This is a genomic window from Borreliella bavariensis PBi, from assembly GCF_000196215.1.
GTDB lineage: Bacteria > Spirochaetota > Spirochaetia > Borreliales > Borreliaceae > Borreliella > Borreliella garinii.
Genome location: NC_006156.1, coordinates 518801 through 545227 on the forward strand (window position 1 = coordinate 518801; position 26427 = coordinate 545227).

General features: G+C 27.2%; 18 protein-coding genes. 9 read left to right on the top strand and 9 right to left on the bottom strand.

What is annotated here, in order from left to right; genetic code table 11:
• Window positions 1-5 precede the first annotated feature (5 nt).
• From BG_RS02545 to trxB, 4 genes are all read left to right on the top strand, one after another.
• Complete coding sequence (locus BG_RS02545) at window positions 6-6494, top strand: SpiroCoCo family coiled-coil protein (protein WP_011193824.1); 6489 nt, start codon at window positions 6-8, stop codon at window positions 6492-6494.
• Between the two features lie 11 nt (window positions 6495-6505).
• Complete coding sequence (gene pheS / locus BG_RS02550) at window positions 6506-8068, top strand: phenylalanine--tRNA ligase subunit alpha (protein ID WP_011193825.1); 1563 nt, start codon at window positions 6506-6508, stop codon at window positions 8066-8068.
• Window positions 8056-9756 (top strand): phenylalanine--tRNA ligase subunit beta, encoded by a 1701-nt coding sequence (gene pheT / locus BG_RS02555; protein WP_011193826.1) that lies wholly within the window; start codon window positions 8056-8058, stop codon window positions 9754-9756. Before pheS ends, pheT begins: the two co-directional genes overlap by 13 nt.
• A 70-nt stretch (window positions 9757-9826) precedes the next feature.
• Window positions 9827-10807, top strand: a complete 981-nt coding sequence (gene trxB, locus BG_RS02560; protein WP_011193827.1) for a thioredoxin-disulfide reductase — start codon at window positions 9827-9829, stop codon at window positions 10805-10807.
• A gap of 49 nt (window positions 10808-10856) precedes the next feature.
• Here the strand turns inward: trxB and rlmB are convergent, their stop codons facing one another.
• The 4 genes from rlmB to grpE are packed head-to-tail and all read right to left on the bottom strand — an operon-like array spanning window position 10857 to window position 15188.
• Window positions 10857-11597: a 23S rRNA (guanosine(2251)-2'-O)-methyltransferase RlmB gene (gene rlmB / locus BG_RS02565; protein ID WP_011193828.1), complete on the bottom strand. Its 741-nt coding sequence runs from the start codon at window positions 11595-11597 to the stop codon at window positions 10857-10859.
• A gap of 2 nt (window positions 11598-11599) precedes the next feature.
• A complete protein-coding gene (gene dnaJ / locus BG_RS02570; protein WP_011193829.1) occupies window positions 11600-12694 on the bottom strand; it encodes a molecular chaperone DnaJ in 1095 nt (364 codons plus the stop codon).
• Window positions 12694-14601, bottom strand: a complete 1908-nt coding sequence (gene dnaK / locus BG_RS02575) for a molecular chaperone DnaK (protein WP_011193830.1) — start codon at window positions 14599-14601, stop codon at window positions 12694-12696. The genes dnaJ and dnaK overlap by 1 nt, the downstream gene beginning before the upstream one ends.
• Before the next feature lie 23 nt (window positions 14602-14624).
• Window positions 14625-15188 carry a nucleotide exchange factor GrpE gene (gene grpE / locus BG_RS02580; protein WP_011193831.1) on the bottom strand — a complete coding sequence of 188 codons (564 nt, stop codon included), beginning with the start codon at window positions 15186-15188 and terminating at the stop codon, window positions 14625-14627.
• A 376-nt stretch (window positions 15189-15564) separates the two neighbouring features.
• Between grpE and nadE the strand changes: the two genes are divergently transcribed.
• Together nadE and BG_RS04940 are read left to right on the top strand one after the other, a co-directional pair.
• The gene (gene nadE / locus BG_RS02585; RefSeq protein ID WP_011193832.1) at window positions 15565-17103 is read left to right on the top strand and encodes an NAD(+) synthase; all 1539 of its coding nucleotides are present in this window, start codon (window positions 15565-15567) and stop codon (window positions 17101-17103) included.
• 1263 nt (window positions 17104-18366) lie between these two features.
• Complete coding sequence (locus tag BG_RS04940) at window positions 18367-18543, top strand: hypothetical protein (protein WP_011193834.1); 177 nt, start codon at window positions 18367-18369, stop codon at window positions 18541-18543.
• Window positions 18544-18569: 26 nt separating this feature from the next.
• Here the strand turns inward: BG_RS04940 and BG_RS02595 are convergent, their stop codons facing one another.
• Window positions 18570-18986: a hypothetical protein gene (locus BG_RS02595; RefSeq protein WP_011193835.1), complete on the bottom strand. Its 417-nt coding sequence runs from the start codon at window positions 18984-18986 to the stop codon at window positions 18570-18572.
• A gap of 104 nt (window positions 18987-19090) precedes the next feature.
• Here BG_RS02595 and BG_RS02600 point away from each other — a divergent pair, with 104 nt between their 5' ends.
• Both BG_RS02600 and BG_RS02605 read left to right on the top strand, forming a co-directional pair.
• A complete protein-coding gene (locus BG_RS02600; protein ID WP_044007897.1) occupies window positions 19091-20908 on the top strand; it encodes a hypothetical protein in 1818 nt (605 codons plus the stop codon).
• Complete coding sequence (locus tag BG_RS02605; RefSeq protein WP_011193837.1) at window positions 20901-21689, top strand: type III pantothenate kinase; 789 nt, start codon at window positions 20901-20903, stop codon at window positions 21687-21689. The genes BG_RS02600 and BG_RS02605 overlap by 8 nt, the downstream gene beginning before the upstream one ends.
• A gap of 21 nt (window positions 21690-21710) precedes the next feature.
• Here the strand turns inward: BG_RS02605 and BG_RS02610 are convergent, their stop codons facing one another.
• The 4 genes from BG_RS02610 to BG_RS02625 form a co-directional block, all read right to left on the bottom strand.
• On the bottom strand, window positions 21711-22658 hold the full coding sequence (locus BG_RS02610) for an aldo/keto reductase (protein WP_011193838.1): 948 nt from the start codon (window positions 22656-22658) through the stop codon (window positions 21711-21713).
• A gap of 88 nt (window positions 22659-22746) precedes the next feature.
• The gene (locus BG_RS02615; RefSeq protein WP_011193839.1) at window positions 22747-23556 is read right to left on the bottom strand and encodes a TIGR02757 family protein; all 810 of its coding nucleotides are present in this window, start codon (window positions 23554-23556) and stop codon (window positions 22747-22749) included.
• Entirely contained in the window at window positions 23540-24154 is a 615-nt protein-coding gene (locus tag BG_RS02620; protein ID WP_011193840.1) for a glucosaminidase domain-containing protein, read from the bottom strand. Before BG_RS02620 ends, BG_RS02615 begins: the two co-directional genes overlap by 17 nt.
• A 2-nt stretch (window positions 24155-24156) precedes the next feature.
• Window positions 24157-25452, bottom strand: a complete 1296-nt coding sequence (locus tag BG_RS02625) for a hypothetical protein (RefSeq protein ID WP_011193841.1) — start codon at window positions 25450-25452, stop codon at window positions 24157-24159.
• Window positions 25453-25645: 193 nt separating this feature from the next.
• On the opposite strand from BG_RS02625, the gene BG_RS02630 reads away from it, so the two are divergent.
• A complete protein-coding gene (locus BG_RS02630; RefSeq protein WP_011193842.1) occupies window positions 25646-26407 on the top strand; it encodes an MBL fold metallo-hydrolase in 762 nt (253 codons plus the stop codon).
• The last annotated feature ends 20 nt before the right edge of the window (window positions 26408-26427 follow it).

Sequence of the window (26427 nt, forward strand, 5' to 3'; positions counted from 1 at the left end):
ATTTTATGATAGATTTTGCTACTATTTTAGTTAACCTTTTTTTGGTTTCAATAGTTTTGTTTATTTATAGGCAATATGACAAGCGTTCTAGGGCGTTAGATAAAATTAAAAAGTTCATCGATCTTGTGAAGGTTAATCTTGAAGATTTTATTGAAGATAAGACAAAAGAGATTAATGATCTTGCTGTTGATATGGAAGCTTATCAAAGATCTAGTATAGAAATAATAAAAAAGATTGATGAAGTTCAGCCAAAGATTAAAAACAAAAGCAATGATTTTGCAGAGGTTGAAAAAAAGATAGCTTATCATGATTCTATGCTCAAGGATCTTGATGAAATGACCTTGAAAGTTCAAGAGAATATTCAAAGGTTGCAAGTTGATGGGAAAATAGTAGATAAACTTTCAAAAACTTTAAAAGGATTTAATACTCAGATTGATTCTGTTGAATCAAATTTGAATTCAGTGTTAGAAAAATTTGAAAAGTCCAATAAAGAAAATCTCGAGTCTATTAAAATTGCTAGTTGGGAAAAGTTTGATATTAATATTAAGGACCTTGTTTTTAAAATGGATAATTTAAACAGAGAGATTGATCTTTATGAAAAAGATTTAGCAAATATTGAAGAGAGAAAAAAGGATATTTTAGATAAGGGTAATGAGAAATTAGATTTAGAATTTAATGATTTTCTTGAAAAGGTTGAATTTAATATTGGTAAATATAATAAAGAGATAGAAAGTTCTTTTATTTTTTATGAAAACAAATATAAGTTAATAGAAGATTCTATAGAGCTTATTATGGAGAGCGTAAAGAATAAAATTAATGAGAAAGAAGATTTTATTTTAAATAGACTGAATGAGGAATTAGAAAATAAATTTAAAGATATCTTCACATACGTTGATGATCGTTCTAGGGAAATTCAAGATAAACTTGAGGATAAATTGATTTTAGTGGACAATGAAATTTCTTCTATGAGTTCTTCTTTCAAGGACAATGTTTATTCAAGAATTAATTCACTTGAGGAGTCAATACGAATAGAGATGGGAAAGTATGAGGAGCAGGTTGATGATGTTTTTGATAAATTTAGATCTCAAGTTGAACTGAATCTTAAAAATATTTATGAGGACTATGAAGATAAAATAAGCCAAGTTGATAAGAATATTAGAGAAAGGGTAGAGCTTAGTTTGTTAGATTTGAATTCTAAAATGGAAAGTGTTCAAACAGGTGCCATCTCTTTGATCAAGAGACTTGAAGATGATTCTAATCGAATATATCTTGAATTTAAAAATAAGTTTGAGTCAGACATTGAAATATTTAGTGAAAGTTTTAAAGATGATATTAATCAACTTAAAAGGCAATTAGAATCTCAACTTTTAGATGTTGATTCAAATATGCAAGAAAAGCTTATTAAGCTTAATGATAATTTGATTTCTAATTTTCAAGAAATTGATGGCAGGTTTAATAATAATTATTCAAATTTAACTGATAATATAAATTCCAAGTATATTACTCTTTTTGAATCTTTAGATTCTAGTAGCTCTAAATTTGAAGATCAAATGGAATCTAAATATAAAGGCTTTAAAGATAAATTAACGGCAGAAATGGATGAGTTTTCTTTAGTTTATAGTGAGAAATTTGACACGCTCTCTCAAGAAGCAATTAATAATTATCAAGAATTTCAAGATTTAAACAAGAAATTAGAAAATGAAATTGAATCTTTGTGTAATATGTTTGAAGAAAACCAAGAGATTTTAAAGAGAGATTTTAATACCAATTTAATTAATATTAAAGATGAAATTGATAAAAATATAGTAGAGTTTAAGGATCGTTATTCCGATGAGGTAAATAATTTTGTTAGTAAGCTAGAAGAAAGTAAGCTTCAATATTCAAAGTGGCAAGGTGATATGGATTCTAATTTAAAAAATATTGAATCTCAAATAAATAAAACAAATGAAGAATTTTTAAGTTTAATTCAGATTCAAAAAGACAAGGGAATAGAACTTAGTGAAAATGTTTTTAATGATCTTTCAGATCATATTCAAAAGAAAGCTATTGACATTCATGGTAGTTGGAAAGATGAGCTTATTGCTTTAAATAAATCATTGCTTGATATTAAGATTTCTAGTGAAGAGCTACTTTCATCTGCTACTTTAAAAATAGAAAATCTAGAAAGAGATGTTAACGATAGAATAGAATATGTTTTGTTAAAAACAGGCGATATTGAGAGTTTAGTGATAGAAAAATATAAAGAATTAAAAGATATGTCATATTCACAAAGTGACGAGGCTATATTAGGAATTAAAGAATTTATTAATAGGCAAACAGAAATAATTAAAGATAAAAGCGTATTTATGCTTGAGGATTTGAATAAAAAATTTGATGATAAGAATAATTTTGTTATAAGTAAGATTGAAGAATGTGATTATAAATTAAAAGATTTCAAGAGTGAATCAGAAGATATTTTAAATAATTTTAAATCTGATCTTAATGAATTTATTGAATCAAAGCTACAAATTGTCTCTAATATAAAATCGGACAATCAAAAGCAAATTGATGATTTTTTAGATAGAATTTCTAAAGATATTTTAAATAGGAAAGATTCAATTAACAATGAAGTAGACAGTAAGCTTAATGATTGGCAAAGCAAATTAAACGAAATAACTGTTAAAATTGAGAATTTATTATCTTCGGGTAAAGTGGATTTGGATTTAATAGATTCTGAGGTGACTACAAAAATTAAAGAGCTTAAATTTTCCATAGAAAGCCTTGAGAGTTATTACCTTGAAAAAATAGATGAGTTTAGAAATCAAGGTGCTATATATTCTGACGAGCTTTTACAAGATATAATGAACCATTTTAATAAAGAGACTAGAGAACTTGAGGAAAATTTGTCAAAAAAGTTTGCTGTAGTTTTAAATAATTCAGAGGAATTTGTTAAAGAGGTTGATAGCTTGCTGCAGGATAAAAGAACCGATATTGCGTCTTTTCAGGCCAATATAGATATTACTCTTGATTCCCTTAGTGTAAAGTTTAATGATATAAATAAAGAAATTAATGGAAAATATAATGAGGTGATATCTAATTATAGAGGGTATTCAGAAAATATTTCTAGTAAACTTGAAAATGAAATAATGCATGAGATTGAAAATATAAATAGAAGATTGACAGATAGAATAGATAATCTTAGCAAAGGTATGGATGAAAATCTTCAAAAACTTAAGGAATCTTTTGATGTATCAAAATATCAAGTTGAAAAATTTGAATTAAAAGTTAAAGATCTAACAGACTCTGGAGAGGCAAAAATTAGTGAGTTTATTAAAGAGATTGAACAGTATTATAAATCTAGATTAGAGGAAGCAATTGATTATAGGAGAACGATTGATAGTGATATTATGCAAGCAAAAGAGAGATTTGGAGAGATAACAAATGATCTTAAAAATAATATTGAGAGTAAGTCTGAGTTTTTAAACGATCTTTATAAGGAAAGATTTAAACTTATTGAGAGTAATTTTGAAGAGAGGTATTCTACGTTTTTAATTGAAAGTGAAGGAGCTATTTCAAAAATTAGAGATGAAATTTATAAAACACTTACAATAAATGATGAAAATTTGCAAATTAAGATTTCTGAAATGGATCATAATTTTGAGATAATAGAGCAAAGATCAAAAGATATTTTAGAGTTTGAAAAAGAATTGAGAGATAAAATTCAAGATTGTTACGGTATTATAAATTCTCAATTTGGAGAGATTAAGGGAAGTGTTGAAGAGAATATAAAAAATCATTTTGAGGTTTGTATAAAAAAGGTCAACACTTTAATTGATGATGACATTGTAAAGTATGAAAATGAAATTCATAAGAGAATCGATTCTTTAAAATCGATTGAAAATACTTTTGATAGCATAGAGAAAAATTTGAATGATAAAGTGAATGGGTGCATTGATAAAATATCCAATGATTTTAATCTTAAGTATATTGAACTTGAAGAAAGGTGTAATGAAGGGCAATTAAATTTGGAGAGTAAAATTGACAATAAAATTAAAGCCATTGATAATTTAGCTTTAAGTCAATATGATGGGCTTGAGAAAAAGTATGCTGATATGTACGATGAGTTTTTAGAGAGATTAAATTCTCATATTGCAACTTTAAGTGAAGAGTTTAAGCATTCAAATAAAGAGATGATTTTTGAACTTGAATCTCAACTGAAAAATCTTAAAAATCTTGAATCTGATTTAAATAATGTTGAAAAGGATGTTATTAGATTGAAAGAAGAGTCTTATCATAATGTTTCATCTCATCTTAAGCTATTAGAAGAAGATTTTTTTAAAGATTTGAAAATTAGAGGTGAAGAGCTTAAATATTCTTTAGAAAACTTTATTGCTTCGCATAATGATAAAATTCAAAATTTAGAATATGATTTGTCTAAAAATCTAGAAAATAAAACAGAACTTATTCAAAGTTTCCGCCTAGATATTGAACAAAAAATGAAAAATGATAAAGAAACTTTTTATTTAGATTTTACTAAGGAATTTTCTTCTAAAAAAAAAGATATGGAGAGTGAGATAGCTTTAATGGAAACTAATATTACTGAAAGGATAGATGAATTTATTGATTTTGTAAATAATAGGCAAAATATTATTGATTCTTGGTTTTTAAATATTAAAGATGATGTAAAAAATTGGCAAGAAAAATCTTATAGTGCAATAGAAAAGAAAATAAGTCTTGCTGAACTTGAAATTAAATCATTTGAGAATGATATTCTTAATGTTAAGATTGGTTTAGAATCTTTTAAAGATAGTTTTGAGATTAAGGCTGAAGAGATTTTTGGCAATTTGCAAAGCGAGGCTAAAAAATTTGAACAATCAGTTAATCTTGATTTTAAAAATATTGGTGAGTCATTAAATCTTAAAGTTTTAGATCTTGAAAAATTTGTTGATTTTAAAGTAGAAAAGATAGACGAAAGGGTTAATAAGAAAACCGAAGACATCTTAATTCAAGCAGAAGTGAAATTTTTAACTCAGCAAAAGAGCCTTGAAGATAGGATTTTTGAGCTTAATCAAAAATTAGAGAATGAGTTTACAACCCTGTCTTCTAATCTTGATAAAGTAAGACGAGAAATGATTGATGTAATTTCTAGTGATAAAAAAAGCTTTGAAGGTCAAATTGAATTAATGCATAAAAATATTTCAGAATTTTCTGAAAAAATTGGTTTATATAGAAATAATATTGAGACATCAATTGAGAATGAATATAATGCGTTTTCTAAATCTATAAAATCAGAGTTTGGCTTACTTGAAGACGAGCTTAAAAAAAATTTAAAACATTCAACGTTGGAGATTGAAACTGTAAAGAATGATTTGCAAGAACAAATTGATAAATTTGAGGTTGAGTTCAAGAAAAATCATAAAAAATTATTGAAAGAAGTTGATACTAATATTTTAGAACTTGAATCTAAAATATTAAATTGTGATACTGAATTTAATAAATTTATTAGTGAATCTAAAGACAATTTGGTTGAATATAAATCTGATTTGAGAAAAGAATTTGAAGATAGTTATGATAAAATAAATTTTCAAATTGAAAATTTTAAGAAACTAGATGCTGAGCTTGAAAAAAATAATTCGATATTTTTAGAGGCTTATTCTCTTAAGGAGAAGTTGGAAAAATTATGGGAAACTTTAAAAAATGAGATAAATCTTGCTCAAGAATATAAAAATAATTTTGAAAATGTTAACAAGGAATTCTATAATATTCAAAAAGAAACATTAGGTATTATTGAAACTTTTAATGAGTTGAAGTTAGAACAAGAATCTATTAAAGCTATTAAGAATGATTTTAATAGATTTTTTGAATTTTACTCTTCATTTGATAGTAGATATAAGAGTTTAATCGAATCTTATGATGAAATGCAAATTTATAAAGCCAAAATAAAAGAAATAGCTGATGAGCAGAGAAATATTCTTGATAATTATGAAAGAATTAGCAATAAAGAGGGTATATTAAAGAGTACTATAGAGTCCGTTGATAAAAACTTTGATTTAATAAATGAAATGGAGAAGAGATTTAATAATTTAAGTAAAGAGAGTGCTAATTTTCAGAACAATCTAAAGGATATGGAAAATGTTGTTTCGAATCTCTTATTAAACAAAGGGCTTTCAGAAGAAGTATTGATTAATGCTCAGAATTTAAAGGAAATGCTCTTAGATATTGAAAATAGGTTAAAAAATACTTTAACTATGAGAGAAAAGGTAGTGAAATCTGAAACAAGGCTAGAGAATTTAAATATTGCGGCAGAAGAAAGAATAAAAACTCTTGGTATTCTTGTCAAAACAGATTCTAAATATCAAGATAATGTTGGTCTTAATAATGAAACTGTTAGGAATTCTGTAATAAAATTAATGAGACAGGGATGGAGTGCTGAAGAAATTTCTAGAGCTACTAAATTATCTATTGGGGAAGTTGAGCTTATTTTAGAGCTTGGTATAAGCAATAAAGGTGATTAAGGGTTATATTTATGAAGGCAGATTTAAATTTAATAAAAACATTACATCCTCTTGAGATGAAAGTAATTTTAAACAATGGAGAAGAGGATGATATTTCTGCTTCAATTATTATTGAAAAATTAGGGTTTAATGAAGGTCAGGCAAACAAAACAATTGAATGGTTAAATTCTAAAAGGATTATTGAAGAGACTTGTAGAAAATTAAATGTATTTTATAAAGCAACAGAAAGAGGCCTTAGCGCTTTAATAGCTGGGTTTGTTGAGGAAAAAATAATAAACCTGGTATCTCGAAAGGCAGTTTTGGCTTCAAATTTAGCCTTAGAGCTTGATCTTGATGTTAAAGAAGTGGGAAAAGCGTTTGGAAATTTATTAAAAGAGGGCATTCTTTCTCTTGATTTGAATAAACAGATTATTATAAATTGTTTAGATGGCATAGAGGTCAATTATCAAAAAATACGTTTCTTGCTAGAAAGAGCAAAAAGTAGTGATCTTCTTAGAGAAAGTTTAACAAATGAAGAGCTTTTATTAATATCAAATTTTGCTAAGAAAAAAGGAGCAGATTCTGTATTTTTTAAAATAATAGAAAAACTTGATTTAACGTTTAGATTGTCTGGTTTTGGATTGGAAGTGAAAAATTTTTTAATGAAAAATAAATTAACAGGAGATGAGATTGCTAAGCTTACTCCTGAAATTTTAAAAAATAAGACTTATGAGAATAAAAAATTTAGAGCTTATAATATTCATGTTCCATCAGCTAAAACTTTTATTGGGCGCTTTAATTCTTATTTAGATTATATTTCTAAAATTAAAGACAAATTAGTAGGGCTTGGTTTTGAAGAGTTTGACGGTCCTTTAATAGAAACAGAATTTTTCAACAACGATGCTCTTTTTATGCCTCAATTTCATCCTTCTCGTGATATTAAGGATGTTTATTACATTTCAGATCCCAGTATGCAAAAATCTTTACCCGAACCTTATTTTTCTAATGTAAAATTAGCTCATGAAACAGGATATGCAACAGGTTCAAGAGGTTGGAGATATAGTTTTAGTGAGGATCTTTCCAAGAGATTGGTTTTAAGAACTCATGGCACCGTTCTTTCTGCAAAACAATTAATTAATGCCAAAAATCCAAGCAGATATTTTGGAGTTATTAGATGTTTTAGATATGATCAAGTAGATGCAACTCACGGAGTCGATTTTTATCAAACCGAGGGGATTGTTATTGAAGATGGTGTTAGCATTAAGACTTTGCTAGGCCTTCTTGAAATTTTTGCCAAAGAGTTTGCGGGCGCTACAGAAGTTAAATATGTTCCCGCATATTTTCCTTTTACTGAGCCCTCGATTGAAATACATGTAAAACATCCTGTTCTTGGCTGGTTTGAGCTTGGAGGAAGTGGAATTTTTAGGCCAGAAGTTACAAAACCCTTAGGTATTGATTTTCCTGTTATTGCTTGGGGGATTGGAATAGATAGAATGGCTTTAATGCACTTGGGCCTAAATGATTTGAGAGATCTTTTTACGTATGATATTGGTGATGTTGTTTTAAGGCGAGGAAAGAGAAGATGCCAAAGGTAGAAATTTACAAAAATCTTTTTTTAGATAAAATAGGAAAAAATTTTACAAATTTAGAGATTTCAGAATTACTTGAACCATTTAAAGCAGAATTTGATGGCTTTGATGAAAATTCAGGAAAAATCAAAATAGAATTTAATGATACAAATAGACCAGATTTATGGTCTTATACTGGACTTGCTCGTCAAATAAAAACGTATCTTTTTGGAGAAATTCCTTATTATGATTTTTTTTCAAAAAAAGGAGATTTCAAAAAGTGCTATGGTGAAATTTTAGTGGACAATAAAATGTCCCAAATAAGACCGTTTATTTTTGGATTTTTAGCAAAAGGATTGATTATTAATGATAGAATGCTTGAAGCACTAATTCAATTTCAGGAAAAACTTTGTCAAAGTTATGGACAAAAGAGAAGAAGAGTTGCAATGGGGATGTATAATTCTAATTTTATTAAATTTCCAATCAGTTATGTTGCTTCGTCTCCTAATCATAAGTTTGTTCCTTTGGGAATGGATTGTGAGCTTTCTCTTTTAGAAATAAATGAAAAGCATCCCAAAGGGTTGGAATATTCCTATATTGTCAAAAATTTTGATAAGTATCCTTTATTATTAGATAATAATAATAACGTAGTCTCGTACCCCCCAATAATTAATTCTAACAATATTGGATCTTTAAAGGTTGGTGATACTGAGTTATTTGTTGAGGTTACAGGTATCGATTTTGAAGCAACTTTGTTAGCGTTATCTATAGTAGCTTGTGATTTTTATGATATGGGTTTTGAAATTTTGCCCGTAAAAACTGTGTTTAAAGACCCTTTTGGTTTAGATTTTGAAGAATTAGTATGCCCTTATTATTTTCAAGAAGAAGTAGAGTTTGATGTTAAAAATGTTAATAGACTGCTTGGAAATAATTTAACATTAGAGCGTATTTGCCTTAATTTAAAAAAAATGGGAGTAAGTTCTTATTCTAGAGATTTTAAAAATTATATTGTTCCGCCCTTTTATAGAAATGACTTTCTTCATGAGGTTGATGTAATTGAAGATGTAATGATAGGGGAGGGTCTTGCAAGTTTTTATCCAGAGCTTCCCAAGGCCTTTACAATAGGAAGGCTTAGTGCTTTGGAAGAGTTTTCAAGGAATGTTAGAAATTTAATGATGGGTATGGGATTCCAAGAGATGATTTATAATTATATGGGCTCTAGGAAAGATTTTATTGATAGAATGAATATTAATGATCAAAATTTTTTAAAAGTATCTAATCCAATGACAGAGAATTATGAATATATTAGAGCATCAATAATACCTAATTTATTAAAATCAGAAAGCGTTAGTTCTAATTTTCCTTATCCACATAAAATTTTTGAGGTTGGCAAGGTAGCTTTAAAGAATTTGGATGCTGCTGAAGGAACAAGCACTTTTACCAATTTAGCTTTTTTAATGTCTGGCAAAGAAATTTCTTTTAATGAGATTAATTCAATTGTTGCAACGCTTTTTTATTATTTAAATATTGAGATTATTTTAAGAGAGTCAAAAGCTACTTTTTATATTAATGGCAGGGGGGCAGATATTTTGATTGAAGGTTTCAATGTGGGTAGCTTTGGTGAAATTTCACCTTATGTTTTAAATAATTTTGGAATTTTTATTCCATGTTCTGTTTTTGAGGTTAATATCAATAAACTTGTGAGTCAATCTTAAATATTTAATATTAATTTTAGCAATGCTAAGATTTGTATTGAAGTTTTTAAGAGAGGCTTAAAATTTATATATGTTAGAATTTGAAACTATTAATGTAAATCTGACCAAAAAGGAAAATTTATCTCAAAAAGAGATAGAATTTATTGAAGATGTAATAATTTTAGGATCTGGTCCGGCTGGATTAACAGCTGGTATTTATTCTGTTATGAGTAATTATAAAGTTACTATTTTAGAAGGCCCTGAACCTGGAGGACAGCTTACTACAACTACAGAAGTTTATAATTATCCTGGCTTTAAAAATGGAATAAGTGGTAGAGATTTGATGTTAAATATGAGAGAGCAAGTAGTAAATCTTGGAGCCAAAACTTTTCCCGAAACTGTTTTTTCTATAAAAAGGGAGAATAGTATTTTTTACCTTTATACAGAAAATTATATTTATAAAAGTAAAGCTGTTATTATTGCTGTGGGATCAAAACCTAAAAAACTTGAAACTCTTAAAAATTCAGATTTATTTTGGAATAAGGGTATTTCGGTTTGTGCTATTTGTGATGGACATCTTTTTAAAGGTAAAAGGGTTGCCGTAATTGGTGGAGGCAATACTGCCCTTTCAGAATCAATTTATTTAAGCAAATTAGTGGATAAGGTTTATATTATTGTAAGAAAAGATTATCTTAGAGCTATTGCTATGCTAAGAGATAGTGTTGCGAAGTTGCCTAATATTGAGATTTTTTATAATTCAGAAGCCATAGAAGTAGATGGCGAATCTTCTGTTTCTTCGATTAAGATTTTTAATGAAAAAGATAATGTTGTAAATAAATTAAAAGTAAATGGTGTATTTATGGCTGTTGGTTATAAGCCGAATACAGAATTTTTAAAGGGATTTTTAGATTTGGATGAAGAGGGATTTATTATAACTAAAGATATTGTTAAAACAAGTGTTGATGGTGTTTTTTCGTGTGGAGATGTTAGCAATAAACTTTATGCTCAAGCCATTACTGCTGCTGCTGAAGGGTTTATTGCATCTGTTGAGTTAGGAAATTTTTTAAAATAGTTTTTATTAAGATATTTTTTAGTTTTAGATAAAGCTTTAATTTAATGTTTTAGAGTAGATTTAATTGCCTTTTGATTTCAAAAATTAAAATGCCTGTTGACACAGAAACATTAAGTGAGTCTATTTTACCGCTAGTTGGGATTCTTATTAAAAAATCAGAATTTTCTTTTATTAGCTTGTGTACGCCTTTGCTTTCATTGCCTAAAATAAGTGCAATTTTTTTGTCGTTTATTTTAATTTTGTTTATATCTTGTCCTTTAATATCACCAGCGTATATCCAAAAGCCATGTTTTTTTAAAAAATATATTGTGTTGTTTATATTTGTAACTGTTATTTTTTTTACATATTGACTTGCACCAGAGCTAGTGCGCAAAACTGTTAAATTGTCTTTTGCACTACGTTTTTGAGTAGTAACTACAAGATCTATGCTAAACTGTTCTGCTGTTCTAAGGATTGCTCCGAAGTTTTGGGGATCTTCTATTTCATCCAAAAGCAAAATGAAAGCATGTTCTTTTTTTTTAAATGTTTCTAGTAGGTTTTCAAAATCTTTAGTTTGTGTTTTTCCATTTTTATTTTTTTCAAGTTTTAGTTTTAATGCAAATCCTCTGTGGTCTTTGCTTTTAAGAATTTTGTCAAGTTCATTTATACTTATTTTTATTATTTTTATATTTTGTGTTTTAGCTAATCTTTCAATTTCTTTAGTCTTTGAACTTTTTTTTGATATATAAAGTTCAAAACCTTTATTATTTTTTATGCTTTCAATTATTGAATTGGAATGAGTTATATACATATTTATACTTTGAGTAAATCTATTTCATCACCATCTCTTAATTCTTTACTTAAGTTTTCAAAAAGTTTGATAGCATTAGAATTTAAATTTTTAGGTGTTTTTATTTTAGTGATTAATATTAAGTTTCCAAACTTTTCGGTTTGAAGAATTGGCATTCCTGCGCCTTTAACTATAATTTGTTCTTCATTTTCTATTCCTTTTGGAATTTGTATTTTAATTTCTTTTGAAGCTATTGTTTTTATTCTTACTTCTTTTCCAAGGGCTGCTTGAGTAAAGCTTATTGGAAGCATTGCGTAGAGATCTTTGCCATTTCTTTTAAATATTTTATGAGATCTTATTAATATTTTTACATAAAGATCACCATATTCTTGGTTGTCTGGATTAACATTCCCTTTCCCTTTCATTTTTATTTGTTGGTTATTATCAATCCCTGAAGGAATGTTTAATTGAATAGTTTCTTGATTTGTAATACGCCCTTTCCCCTTACAAGATTTACAAGGGTTTGATATTGTTTTACCCTCACCGTAGCATTTGGAACATGTTGTTGTAACTCTGAAAAATCCTCCGCCTTGTACTACTCTGCCGCTACCGTTACACATATTACATATTGAAGGACTTGTCCCTTTTTCGGATTTTTTCCCAAGACAAGAATGGCAGAGTATTTGTCTTGTTATGTTTATATTATTTTTGTAACCAAAGTATGCATTTTCAAGGGATATTTCTATATTGTATCCTAAGTCTTCACCTCTTGCATGTTTTCTATTTCTTTCTTGTCCTTTGTTTCCAGTGAAAAATGAATCAAAAATATCGCCAAAATCTTCGAAGATGTCTGAAAATCCACTAAATCCACCTGAAAATCCCTCAAAACCCCCTCCTTCAAAAGCCGAATGCCCAAATCTGTCGTATTTGGCTTTTTTATTATCGTCTATTAAAACTTCGTAAGCTTGAGTAGCTTCTTTAAAGATAGAAGCGGCCTCTTCATTTCCTTGATTTCTGTCGGGGTGATATTTAATTGCTATTTTTCTATAAGCTTTTTTTATTTCATCTTTTGAGGCTCCTTTTGAGAGCCCCAAAATTTCATAATAATCTTTTTTCACTATTTTTTATCCTCGTCAACAACTTCGTAATCAGCCTCTTTCCCTTCTTCGCTTGTATTGCTTTGGGTACCATTTTCTTGTTGGTTGCTTGCATTTTGCTGTGAAGAATCTTTATACATCATCTCAGCTATCTTGTAAGAAGCTTTTTGAAGTTCTTCTGTTCTAGATTTTATAAGTGAAATGTCTTCTTTATCAAGACTTTCTTTTAATTCTTTTATTTTATTTTCAATAGCTTCTTTGTCTTCGCTTGAAATTTTTTCAGAATATTCTTTTAATGATTTTTCTGTTTGATAAATTAAAGAATTAGCTGTATTTTTTGCCTCAATATTTTCTTTTAATTTTTTATCTTCTTCCGCATGAGCTTCTGCATCTTTTACCATTCGATCTATTTCTGATTCAGAGAGTCCTGATGATGATTCAATTCTAATTTTCTGTTCTTTGCCTGTTCCCATATCTTTTGCGGATACGTGAACTATTCCATTAGCATCAATGTCAAAGCTTACTTCAATTTGAGGTACTCCTCTTGGTGCTGCTGGTATTCCATCAAGTATAAAGTTACCAAGTATTCTATTTTGTGCTGCCATTTCACGTTCACCTTGAAGGACTTTAATATCAACAGAGGTTTGATTATCAGCAGCTGTTGAGAATACTTGACTTTTTTTTGTAGGAATTGTAGTGTTTCGTTCAATAAGTTTAGTCATTACACCACCTAGAGTTTCTATTCCTAGTGAGAGTGGAGTAACGTCAAGGAGTACCATGTCTTTGGTTTCTCCGGTTAAAATACCACCTTGAATAGCAGCTCCAATTGCTACGGCTTCATCTGGATTTACTCCTTTGTTGGGATCTTGTCCAAATATATCTTTTACAATTTTTTGAATAGCAGGAATTCTTGTTGATCCGCCTACAAGTATTACTTCGTTAATGTCAGAGGCTTTAAGCCCTGCATCTTTAATAGCTTTAAGGCATGGTTCTTTTGTTTTTTGAACTAAGTGGTCTACCATTTGTTCGAATTTTGCTCTTGTTAGAGTATATTGCAAGTGTTTTGGGCCGTTTGCATCTGCTGTAATAAATGGAAGATTTATTGAAGCTTCTTGAGCGCCTGAAAGTTCTATTTTAGCTTTTTCAGCTGCTTCTTTGAGTCTTTGAAGAGCCATTTTGTCGTTTGACAAATCAATAGCGCTTTCTTTTTTAAATTCTGAAATTAAATGCTTTATTATCTCATCGTCAAAATTGTCTCCCCCAAGATGTGTGTCTCCATTGGTTGACTTCACTTCAAAAACACCATCTCCAAGCTCCAATATTGAAATATCAAATGTTCCTCCACCAAGATCGTAAACAGCAACAATCTCTTCGTGTTTTTTTTCAATTCCATAAGCAAGAGCAGCGGCAGTTGGTTCGTTAACAATTCTTTTTACTTCAAGGCCGGCTATTTTACCAGCATCTTTTGTCGCTTGTCTTTGAGCATCGTTAAAATACGCAGGAACTGTAATAACAGCTTCTGTAACTTTTTCACCCAAGTAAGCTTCTGCTGTTTCTTTCATTTTTGTAAGGGTTGCTGCTGAGATTTCAGGCGGTGACATTTGCTTTTTTATATTGGAAATGTTTACTCTTGCATCGCCATTTAGTCCCTTTTCTATTTTATAAGGAACCATTTTTATTTCGCTTGCAACCTCTTCAAATCTTCTTCCCATAAATCTTTTAATAGAATAAATTGTGTTTTCAGGGTTTGTAACCATTTGGTTTTTTGCGACTTGCCCCACAAGCCTTTCGCCTTTATTTGTGTAAGCAACAATAGATGGAGTAGTTCTTCCACCCTCTGAATTTTGTATTACAACTGGTTTTCCATGCTCCATTATAGCTACGCATGAGTTTGTTGTTCCTAGGTCAATACCTATTATTTTGCCCATATTATAAGCCTCCTTTTTTATAATTAATTTTTACTTTGAGCAACTTTAACTTTTGCTGTTCTTAATATTCTGTCGTTGTAGCAATATCCTTTTTGGTATACTTCTACTATTTCTGGATTTTTAAGATCTTCTTTCTCTTCAATACTTATTGCTTCATGACGACTTGGATCAAAATTTTCGCCATTTTCTCCAAATTTTTTTAAATTATATTTTTTATCAAAGATTGATAGTATTTCATTTTCAATCATACTGATTCCTGTTAATAGGTTGTCAAAATCTTTAGATTTTCTTGAAGAGTTAATAGCTCGTTCTAGGTTATCAAGAAAATTAACAACATCTTTCATTATGGTTTCATTTGCAAATTTAACAAAATTGTCTTTTTCTTTTTCTAATCTTTTTCTGAAGTTTTCAAATTCTGCTTGTTTTCTTAAATACAAATCTTTAAGATTGGAGATTTCATTTTCAAGCTCGGTAATTTTTTTATCAGAATTTACCAAATTTAAGTTTTCTTTTTTTTGAGATTTTGTACTTTTGTTATCTTGTTTGTTGTTTTTTTCGGCATCGTTTTTAGTTTCTTTTTTTTCCATTTTTCCTCCTTTGATAAAGCATTTTATCTTTAAAAAAAATATTTTACAAATTTTTTTCTTTCTTAAAATTTACTAAAATTGATTCATTTTGAGCATTCGCAAGATATATATTTTTCTTAAGCTTTCAATAATAGTGTTGTATTGATACATATTGTTATTTAACAAAATTTTGGTGTGTATTTTTTTGTCAAAATAAAAAATTTTAATTTTTTATTTCTCAGAATATTTTTGATATCATTTTTTGATTTTGTTTGTTTTTAGCGCGTTTATAGATAATCTTAATTTTAAGGTATTATTAAAATATGGATGAGTATTGGCTTTCCGAATCTGTTAAAATTTTGTTGTAATTTAATGTATTATTGCTTATTATTTACCTATGAAAATAAGCATTGTTCAAACGAAATACAGAGTTTTAGATTTTAATCAATGTATTGATGATTTTAAAATTAATTATGAAGAAGCCTTGCTAAGGGGATCAGAAGTTTTAGTTTTTCCTTCTATGTTTTTAGATAAGACTAAGCATAGTGAGTTGTTTGAGCGTTCTCAATATTCTCAAAATATATGTAAGTTCATTGAGTTTATAAGAGAACAGGTTGATGATAGAATTTTAGTTGTTTTTGGGCATAGTGTTTATAAGGGTGGCGAATTTGTAAATATTATTTCTGTAATCAGTAATCATAAAGTTATTCTAACTATATCACAATGCAACTTTCCCGGGTTTTTTAGTTATAAGGACAATGTATTTGCGGTATTAAATTTTGAAGATGCTTTATTGTTTAATGAATTAAGTCCCAAATTTGGTGAGAATTTAAAGAAGGCTCAGTACTTAATAGTACCATCCAAATCTTATTTTACTAAGGAAAAGAATAATCTTAGGTTAAAATTCTTTGAAAGAGTTGCTGTTGAAAACAATCTAGATGTTGTTTATTCAAATTTTTATGGGGCTGAAGATTCTGCAGTTTATGATGGGTGTAGCTTTTTTATTAATAGTTTTGGGAAGATAAAACAAGCCAAAGGATTTGAATTTGATTTTATATCTAATGATGCATTTCAAGATTTAAAATTTGATACATATAATGATTTTTTTGAAAAAATTATTATAGCAATATCTCTTGTCTTAAGAGAATATGTTCGTTTTTCAGGATTTTCTAAAGTGCATTTGGGGGTATCTGGGGGTATTGATTCTGCCCTTGTTGCGTGTCTTGCATGTTTTGCTTTGGGCGCTGATAATGTTGTTGGAATTTCTATGCCTAGTAAATTTTCATCAACAGGCTCTATTTCTGATGCTAAAGAGCTTTCTAGAAAATTAGGTTTTAAATTGATTGAAATGCCAATAAAAGACTTGTTTGAGGTAAGCAGTAGATTTCTTGAAGGGCATTTTGATGTTAAAGGCGTTACCGAAGAAAATTTACAAGCCCGGTTAAGGGGACTTTTATTAATGTCTTATAGTAATTCTCAAAATTCTTTACTTTTAAATACTGGCAATAAAAGCGAGATTGCAGTTGGTTATTGCACCCTTTATGGGGATGCTTGTGGGGGACTTGCCTTGATTGGAGATCTTTTTAAGACTGAGGTTTATGATCTTGTAAAGTACATTAATGCAAAGTTTGACCAATGTATTATTCCTGTTAATATTATTTTAAAGGAGCCTTCAGCTGAGTTAAGATTTGACCAAAAAGATAGCGATTATCTTCCAAAATATGAATTTCTTGATGTTATTTTAAGTAGATATTTGATTGACAATGAATCTGTAGATTCAATTTACCTTCATTTTGAAAAAGGTGTAGTCGATAAAGTTTTAACTCTATATTTTAAAAATGAATACAAAAGAAGACAAGGAGCTCCTATAGTTAAAGTTTCTAAAAAAACCTTTGGGTTTGAACTTTCAATTCCTATTTTAAATAATATGATTTGAAATTATGTAAAGCTTAGTTTTTTAAATTCTTTTCCTTTTTTTTAAATTTTATTGATAATATTTTTTATGGGGAAAATTGGAGATTTAATATTATTTAATGTGTTTGAGAATAAAAAAATTTACAATTTAAAAAGTAGTAGGATTTCAATCCTATATCATAATATTATTTATAGTAAAAAATTACAGAGTATTTAATTTTAAAAAGATATAGTATTAATATTTTAAATATTTTTAGATTTTTTAAAAAGGCCTTTAAAATGTCTTTTATGCTCTAATTGTTTTTGATTGAGTTTTTAAAAGTAAAACTAATTTAGCTTCAAATTTGCTTAAATTTTTTAAAGGAACAGTCTTTTAGAAAAGATCCTCATTATTTTTTTATTAAAAATAGGCGATAATAATATTATTAAGGCGTTCTTTAGAGAGAAGTTTGATTATTTTTAAAGAGTCTGGATTTTACAATATTGGATGCTAAAATTAAAAATTTTATTAAAAAGAAGCGAGTCAAAGATTAATAACAAAAGTATTTAAGGTTTCTATTTGAAAATAGAAAGTATTTTAAGAATGATATAATTAAATCTGGTTGGCATTATATTAAAGGTTTACTTGCTAAAAAATTGAAAAACAGCTTTTTTAAAGTTTAAATTAAATTTTTATACCCTTAAATAAATTATATGAGGATTTTAATTAATTATTATTTTATAAATAATAATTAATTAAAAATCTATTTAATAGACATGTCTAGTTATGTTATAGGATCTGTTTTTTTCTTGTTTAGTTTATCAATATTATTAATTTTTATATTATTACAGTTACTAATATATCTATAGGAGGGGGAAAGAGTTTATGTTTGATAAATTTTCTCAGCTTTTGCTATTTAATGGAGTCTATGAGATTAAAAATAAAAAAATGTTAATATGGATATTTATGATTTTATACTAGCTTTAGTTAAAGCTAGTATAATTTAAAGCACTTTGTTTTAGTATTTTATGCTAAAAAAAACCGTTGATACCTATCCTTTAAGAAAAGATTTTAATAAGTTTATTTTTACTAATTCTGAATGTTATAATAACCACAGTTTGCTTGCAGTTTTAAAGTCTATTAGGTCATTTAATCTTAATTATTTCTAAACTATCTTTAGTCCTTGTTATTGCAGTATACATAAGTTCTTTTGTCAAACTTTTTACAGGTTCTTATAAGGCTTATTTTTCTTTTGTAGGACTTTGGGATATTGCAGCGTGTTTAGCTATTGGGAATAAATTAGGCATGGTTGGTGAATTTTATTGTGGCAATAAAATGACATTAGACATTTTAGATTCAATGTACATTTTAGAGCCTAATAATCATAAAAGATGGTCCTTGAAAGATTTTTTTATTTATTCTGATAATAAATCAACAATAGATATTGCAAGAAAAGTCGCGAATAAAAAATTTAATAAGTAAGATATTTAAAAAGAATTTGAAAATTGTTATTTATTTTTTACAGTTTTATTAGATTCAATGTCGAGTGTTTTGATTAGCTTGTTTAAGGTCCAGCTTGAAAATTTTATGTAAAGCATTTTAATTGGATTTTTTGTATTTTTTTTTAGCACTTTTAACGATTCTATATTCATTAAAGCTATTATTTCTTTTAGTGTTTTTGGCAAATTGTTGAAAATTTTTGAACCAACTCTATGTCCTTCTAGAATAAAGTTTTGAAGAGTTATTTGATCTTTTTTTTGCAGACGTCTCATATATAATTTCAAAATACGCTCTTGTGATTTCATAATTTCTGAATTAATTTGTTCTTGTTTTTTAGTAATTTTTTTCTTGTTTTCAATAATAGGTTTTTTAGGTAGAGACTTGTAAGGATTTGTTCCTGGAATATAATTTTTAGGAATTTTCATACATTTTTCTCCTATTTAGCTAGCCAACCTATATATTTTATTATTTTTTGTGTTTTTATGCAATCAATATTGATATTTTAATTTTTTATTATTAGAATCATCATATGAAGGGGTTTTTAAGGGCAGGAGCTTTTAATTTATTGTTTGGTGTTCTAATATTATTTGTTGTTATTTTTTTACAATTTAGGAATTTAAACTTAAATATATTTTTTCTAAAAGATATAAAATTAGAAGTAAACAATAAGGTTGAAAATAGTGAATATATTTTAAATGATATTGTTGTTAATGTTAGGGGACTTAGGATACTTTTGTCCAAACTTAATCCACTTATTGTTTTGGAAACAGGGTTAAATCTTTTACCCATCTCTTATAAAGTGCAAGACATGGGCATTTATGTTTATTTTGAGAATAATATTTTTCTAGGATTTTTGCTTGATTCAGAAAATAATTTTAGTATTGAGTCAAATCTCTCTAAGAGCTTTTTGTTAAGCTATGAAGTTGAAGATCATTATGAAGTTTTATTAGATAAGCCTACTATTTCAATAAGACAAGGAGAGAATTTAGAATATAGAGTCTTTTTAGGAGAAAATGTAAAACTAAGAGAAAAAGATATTTTAATTTTTCCTCAAGCAACATTTAGAATTGGCAATGCTATTTATATCGATTCACCAAAGAAAAATATTCCAAATTTAATTATAGAGGGCAATAAAAGCAATATATTAGACCATTCTACTATTCATTCAAAAATTAAAGAGGTGGATAATAAAATTTTTAGTGATACTTTAGATAATTTTAGACAAAGTGCTTATGATTTTTGGAACAATCCTGCTAATTTTAATGTTTCAAGGGGAGGATGGCTTAAATACGGTGATTATGGCTTTGATGAAAATCTAATGGTTTGTTTTTTAGCAGAATCTTTAATTAGAGGAGATCACGAATCAATATTTTTGAAATTAAATTCTTTATTGGTTAAAAATGAACATAAACTTACTTATTTAAGTTTAAATTATTATGCTAATTCAGATCAAATCGATAAATTTATTTTTTATTTATCAAGAAATAAAACTTTTATTGACTCTCTTGAGAAAGACAGACTTATGGTTTATTTAAAAGAGGATCCTCGTCTTTTGGAAAAAATTTTTTTATCAGAAAACGGTTATAAATTGAATGATGCTTTAAATCTTCTCAAAGATCCTAAAAAAATATTAAGTTCTAATTTTGATTTTACTCAAACCTATAACATTCTATCTAATTATCTTACTTTTCTTAAGATTAGTAATGATGATTCTGTTTATTCAGATTTTAAAAAGGAGCTTTATAGATTTATATTCACTGTATTTGGCGTTACAGATGAAGGAAAAGTGTATATTTTAAATAATTATAACATGAATTCATCTGATGTTGTTGAGTATGCAGTAAAGATTTCTGGAGTTCTTAAAAGAATAGCATCTTATTTGAAAGATAATTTAATATTAAAGCTTTCATTTAATGTGATTTATTATTCTTTAATAAATGATTATGTTAAAGGAATTCCTTATGAAAGCTATTATTCTGATATTATTGATAATCAATACATACCCCAATTTATTTTCATTCCTAGCAATGGTTCTATCAGGTGGATATATGCTGCTTCTAGGATTTTAAATCGCGAAATTACTGATACCAAGGTTATAATTAATTTTGATCAAGAAATTAATTATTCAAACTATATATTTTTTGGAAATATTTTAAATCCAACTTTAGTTAGATTTAGAGAAATTGATTGGTTTACAGATTATAAGTTTTATATATATTCCGATGGTTGGAAGTATTATCCTTTGAATAAAATTTTAGTTATTAAAGCAACGCCTAAGAAAAAGAAGCCCCTTAATCTTTTATTAAGATTTGACAAAATTGCAAAAAAAATAAACATTTATGAATAAGTCCTTATTATCAGAATTGATAATTGATATTGGAAATACTAGTATTGCTTTTGCATTATTTGAAGACAATAAAGTCAATTTATTTATTAAAATGAAAACAAATCTTATGTTAAGTTATGATGAGGTCTATAGTTTTTTTAAAGAAAATTTTGATTTTAATGTAAATCAAGTTTTTATAAGTAGCGTTGTTCCCGTTCTTAACAAAATATTTGAAAATATCATTTTTTCTTTTTTTAAGATAAAACCTTTGTTTATTAGTTTTGATTTAAATTATGATTTGACATTTAATCCTTACGGAAGTGGTAAATTTTTGCTAGGATCAGACGTTTTTGCTAATCTTGTTGCAGCCATTGAAAATTATTCATTAGAAAATGTTTTGGTAGCAGACCTTGGGACAGCATGTACTATTTTTGCTGTTAGTAGGCAGGATGGAATACTTGGAGGTCTTATTAATTCTGGTCCTTTGATAAATTTTAATTCTTTATTAGATAATGCTTATCTTCTTAATAAATTTCCCATTAGTACCCCAACTAATCTTTTAGAGAGAACTACATCTGGTAGTGTAAACAGCGGTTTATTTTATCAATATAAGTATTTAATAGAAGGTGTTTATCATGATATTAAAAAGATATATAAAAGAGGATTTAATTTGATAATTACTGGGGGTAATGCGAATCTACTTTTACCATTAATTGAGGTAGAATTTATTTTTAATATTCATTTAACCGTAGAAGGTATTAGAATTTTAGGAAATTCTATTGTCGTTAAGTTTGTTAATTGAAATATTTATTTTTATGAAGTCTTAAATTTTTTTGTTAAATAAATTTGGGAAATTTTTTGTTTGGTGATTAAAATTGTCTAAGATTGATGTAATCTCTTTGTATAATTCGTCATTAATTTCCGCTTTAAATGAATTCAAGTTTGATTCTACATAACTTTCCTTGCTGAAACCCACTATAAATCCACTTAATTTTGTTTTTTTAAGCCATGAATATGTTAATTCTAAAATTGTTAAGTTGTTTCTCTTTGCTATCTCTTCAAGTTTATTTATGGTTTTTAAAGTATGAGGCCAAATTTCTTTTTTAAAAAGTATCAATTTCCCCGTTATAATATCATTAAATTTTCTTTTGTCTTTTATATTAGCTTTAGATAAAAGTCCTTGAGCAATTGTTGAATATGATATGGTTGCAATATTGTTGTCTTCGCAGTAAGGAATTACATCTTTTTCTTTATTTCTAAATAAGGGGTTGTATCCTATTTGGTTGACGTCAATTTTGCAAACGTTTTTTATGCTTTCCATGTGTGATATTTCAAAATTACTTACACCCACATATTTTATTTTTTCTTTTGCCCTCATTTCTTCAAGAAATGAGGCGATTGGTTTTAGGTCAAAATCGTTTTTAGGCCAGTGTATATAGTAAATATCTATATAATCAGTTTTTAAATTTTTAAGGCTTTCATTAAAGTTGTTTGTAAATTCTGAAATTTCCATTGGGTAGCATTTACTTGCAATTAAAATATTTTCTCTTATTGTTGGGTCTTTTAATATTATTTCACCAATGATTTTTTCTGATATTCCATTTCCATAAGCTTTTGCAGTGTCAATATTTCTAATCCCGTGATTATATGCTTTTTTCAATATTTTTTTGGCAGCTTCTTTTTCAACCTGTTTAAAATATCCCCCTCCAAATTGCCAAGATCCCAAAATTAGTTTGCTATAAGTATTTATTTTTTCTTTAAGATTATTCATAGATTTTCCTTTTTATTTTATGATAAAATGATATTTTTGTTTTAATGATTTAAGTATTTATTATTTTAAAGGTTTTTTAACTAAAACTTCATAGTTTGTCAATATTTTTTAATAATTTTTCTTTATTAAAATCTCTATTTATTCCAAATCTGGTTAAAGAAAAATCGTATTTTACAGGATCTTCTCTATTTTCTTTTGAAAAATATCTTGTAATTTTTATTGCTTTTTTAAGATTTACGTTTTTTATTTCTTTTATTTTAAATAGCTTTGAGGCAATATTTGTCATATGAGTATCCATTGGTACTATAAGCTTATTAGGATTGAATTTTTCCCAAATACCTAAATCGACGTCATCTTTGCGTATCATCCATCTTAAAAATAAAAAAAGTCTTTTACAAGAGCTTCCCTTTGAAGGCTTTGGAAGCAGCATTCCAAATTCTCTTCCATTTATTTTTTCCATATGCTTTATTAATTCATCTATACTAAGTATAAAATTTTGGTTTTTGTAATAAATACTGTAAAGAAGATTTTCAAGTGTATGATGCTTTTCTTTTATTATCTTAAGGGTATATAGTAATCTTACAATGTCTTCTTCTTTAAAAAATCTATAAACAAAGCCTTTAAACATTTCTTTTAAGTCTTTTTCATTTACTAGCTTAAGGTTCTCAGAAGGGGATTTGCCAAGTGGTTTGAGTATTTTCTCTATTGCTTCTAAAATTTTTTCTACTCTTCCAAGTGACAATGAAGAACTAATTAGGCCTACAAGTTCAATGGCTTCTTTTTCTTTATATCTATATAAAAATTCTAAAGGATCAGGATGTATAAATTTTTTTTTATTATATTTTGAATATATTTCTTCTAGAAAATCATATAGCGAGTTTTTAGCTTTTATTTGCATTATTATATTCTAATAGTTCTAATAATATTTTTTTAAGCTTTTTATCATAAAATTTATCTTTTGCCCATTTCCCAGTTAAATCATATATTGTTGGAGCAGATCCTCTTTCAACAAGGTAAAATCTAGGATCAACCATATTTGAGTTGATATTTTGTTTTGATGCATAGGCTTTTAAATGTTGAATATGAGCTTTAATTCCTTCTGTAATATTGGGAAAAGAATTTCCTTTTGTAAGATTATTAGTAGCGCCTATTCCTGAAAAATTGTGTTGCTCCTTTGATACTATCCCATTAAATTTTAGAATGCCTGTTTCTAGTAGCATTTGAGCATAGGCAATATCGTAATTAATGCCTTCAATTAAAGATTCTTCTATGTAGGTTTTAGCAATAGTATTTACATATTTTTTGTCAAGGTCTGGATTTATTTCTAGAGTATATTTTACAAGGTCTTCCAGTTGGGTTTTTCCTCTACTTATTAAAAAGGGAATATATTTTTCTTTTTGTATTTCAGTACTTATTTCGATTACCTCTTCATTACTATAAGCTTTATTTGTTAGAAAGATGTTTATCATTGCCAATAGCAAGAATTTTTTTATCATTGTTATTTTTCCTCTTCAATAAATTTATTAATTTCAGTAACTATAAAATTAAATCTTGATAGCATTGATTTTTTGTTTTTTAAAAAATTAAAACTTTTTAAATAGTTTCGACTAAAAATAAGATCAGAAATTTCTGCAATATTACTTATGTCTATTAGTTTTATAGAATTTATATTAGTAACTTTTGTATGGAGTTCCTTTTCATTTTCTTTGAGAATTAGTTGTAAGTTTTTTAAATTTCTTATTGCTTGTGGTTTGCCTCCTATATTGATATATTTTATTATATTTGTGTTTTTTGCAAGGATAAAATTAGCAATATTTGCTTGATTTCCCAGTGTAATTAACGTTAATTTATTCAGGTTCATTTTTGAATTTAAAAATTTTAAATTTTTGCTTGATTTTACTAGTTCAATAATGCTTTGAATATCATTTTCAGTAGATGCGATATCAGCTTTTTCATTAAGGATATTGGCAGGTTCAATTAAATAGCTAATGCTTTTATTAATTACATAGCTAAATATACTTTTATGGCTATTTTTAATAAAATCGTATCTTTTCATATGCTTATATTTTGGTGAATATAAATAAACAATTTTTCCCTTCTTAACAAGTCTGCTGATTAGGGATTTGAACATTGAATCGTGAGAATAATAAGGAAGTATAAGTAAAATAGAATCATATATTTTTTGGTTATTGCTAATAAAGGCTTGTTTATATATATTATTCTGCTTGGGTAAATAATTCATTTCGTTTATGAAAAAAGGATTAAATTCATATAAAAGAAATGGATTTTGTTTTTTTAGGCCCAATGTTGAGCTTACAGGATACCAAATCGACAAGTTCAAATCATTTTTGTGATCTTTAATCCTTATGAATCCAATTTGATAGCTACTGTTTTCATCTTTGGGATAATTTATAAAAAGTGCTAAGTATGAAAAAATGGTTGCAATAATAACTGTTAAAATAGCAGGCATTACAAGTATTGTTTTTAGCAAAATTGAAAGAAATATTCCTTTTGATTGTTTTATAGGTCTGTTGTTACTTCTTCTTCTTCTTCTATTTACTATTGTTTTTATGTTTTTAAAGAAGATTATTATCATAAAGATTAAGAATATACTGCCAATATATAACATTAATGGGCTGATTTCTGTAAAGTATAAAGTTATTACAAAAAACGTACCTGGGAATATTATGAAGTAGTCTTCATAAGTAAATTCTTTTTTAAAGTTAAATAAATTTACTATTAAAAATATACTAAAGCTGGTTAAGAAAATGAGTTCATAAATTTGCGTATCCATAAAAATAAGTTTTCCTTAAATAATTATAAGCATAAAAGTGTTTTTTCCAAAATAGTTTACAGAATTGCTTATTAAATAGCGTTAATTTAATTTTAGATTTAAGGGGATCTTTTATTAAGAGGGTTTATTTTTTGTTTAATATAAAATGTTGTGTTAAAATAGATTGTGTTTACAGGCGAAAGGTAGTAAACATATGGTTGGAACCTTTTTAGGAACAGGTGCTTCAAGTGGTGTTCCTATGTTAAATTGTAGTTGTAGAGTCTGTACTTCAAGTTTTAGCAAAAATAAAAGGCTAAGAAGTTCTTTTTTTCTTAAGTTATCTTCTGACATTAAATTATTGATTGATACAGGTCCTGATATTAGGCAACAACTTTTAAGAGAGAATATAGATAAGCTTGATTTAGTGCTTTATACTCATGAACATTATGATCATATTATGGGTTTTGATGATATTAAGTTTTATACACGAGAGGCTCCTTTAAACATTTATGCTAGAGATACTACTATGGCTCACATAATGAATGCTTTTCCGCATAATTTTTCATCTAAACCTTCTTTAAGTGGAAAGGCAAACATTATTCCTAATGTGATTAGAGATTTTGAACCCATTTTTTTTAAAGGTCTAGAGATAGTGCCAATTCCTTTGATTCATGGAGAGATAGTTAGTTTGGGTTATAGGATAGGCAATTTAGCGTATCTTACCGATGTTAAATTTATTCCGGAAGAGTCCTATGATTATTTAAAAAATTTAGATCTACTTATAATAGATGCTATAAGGATCAAGTCTCATCCTGCTCATCTAAATTTTTCAGAGGCTATTTGCGAGGTAAGAAAAATCAATCCTAAAATTTCTTACTTTACACATATTGCACACGATATAATGCATGAAGAATTTGATTATTTAGAAAAAGACAATATCTATTTAGCTTATGATGGATTAAAGATTTATTTTTGATTTAAATTTTGAGAGGATTT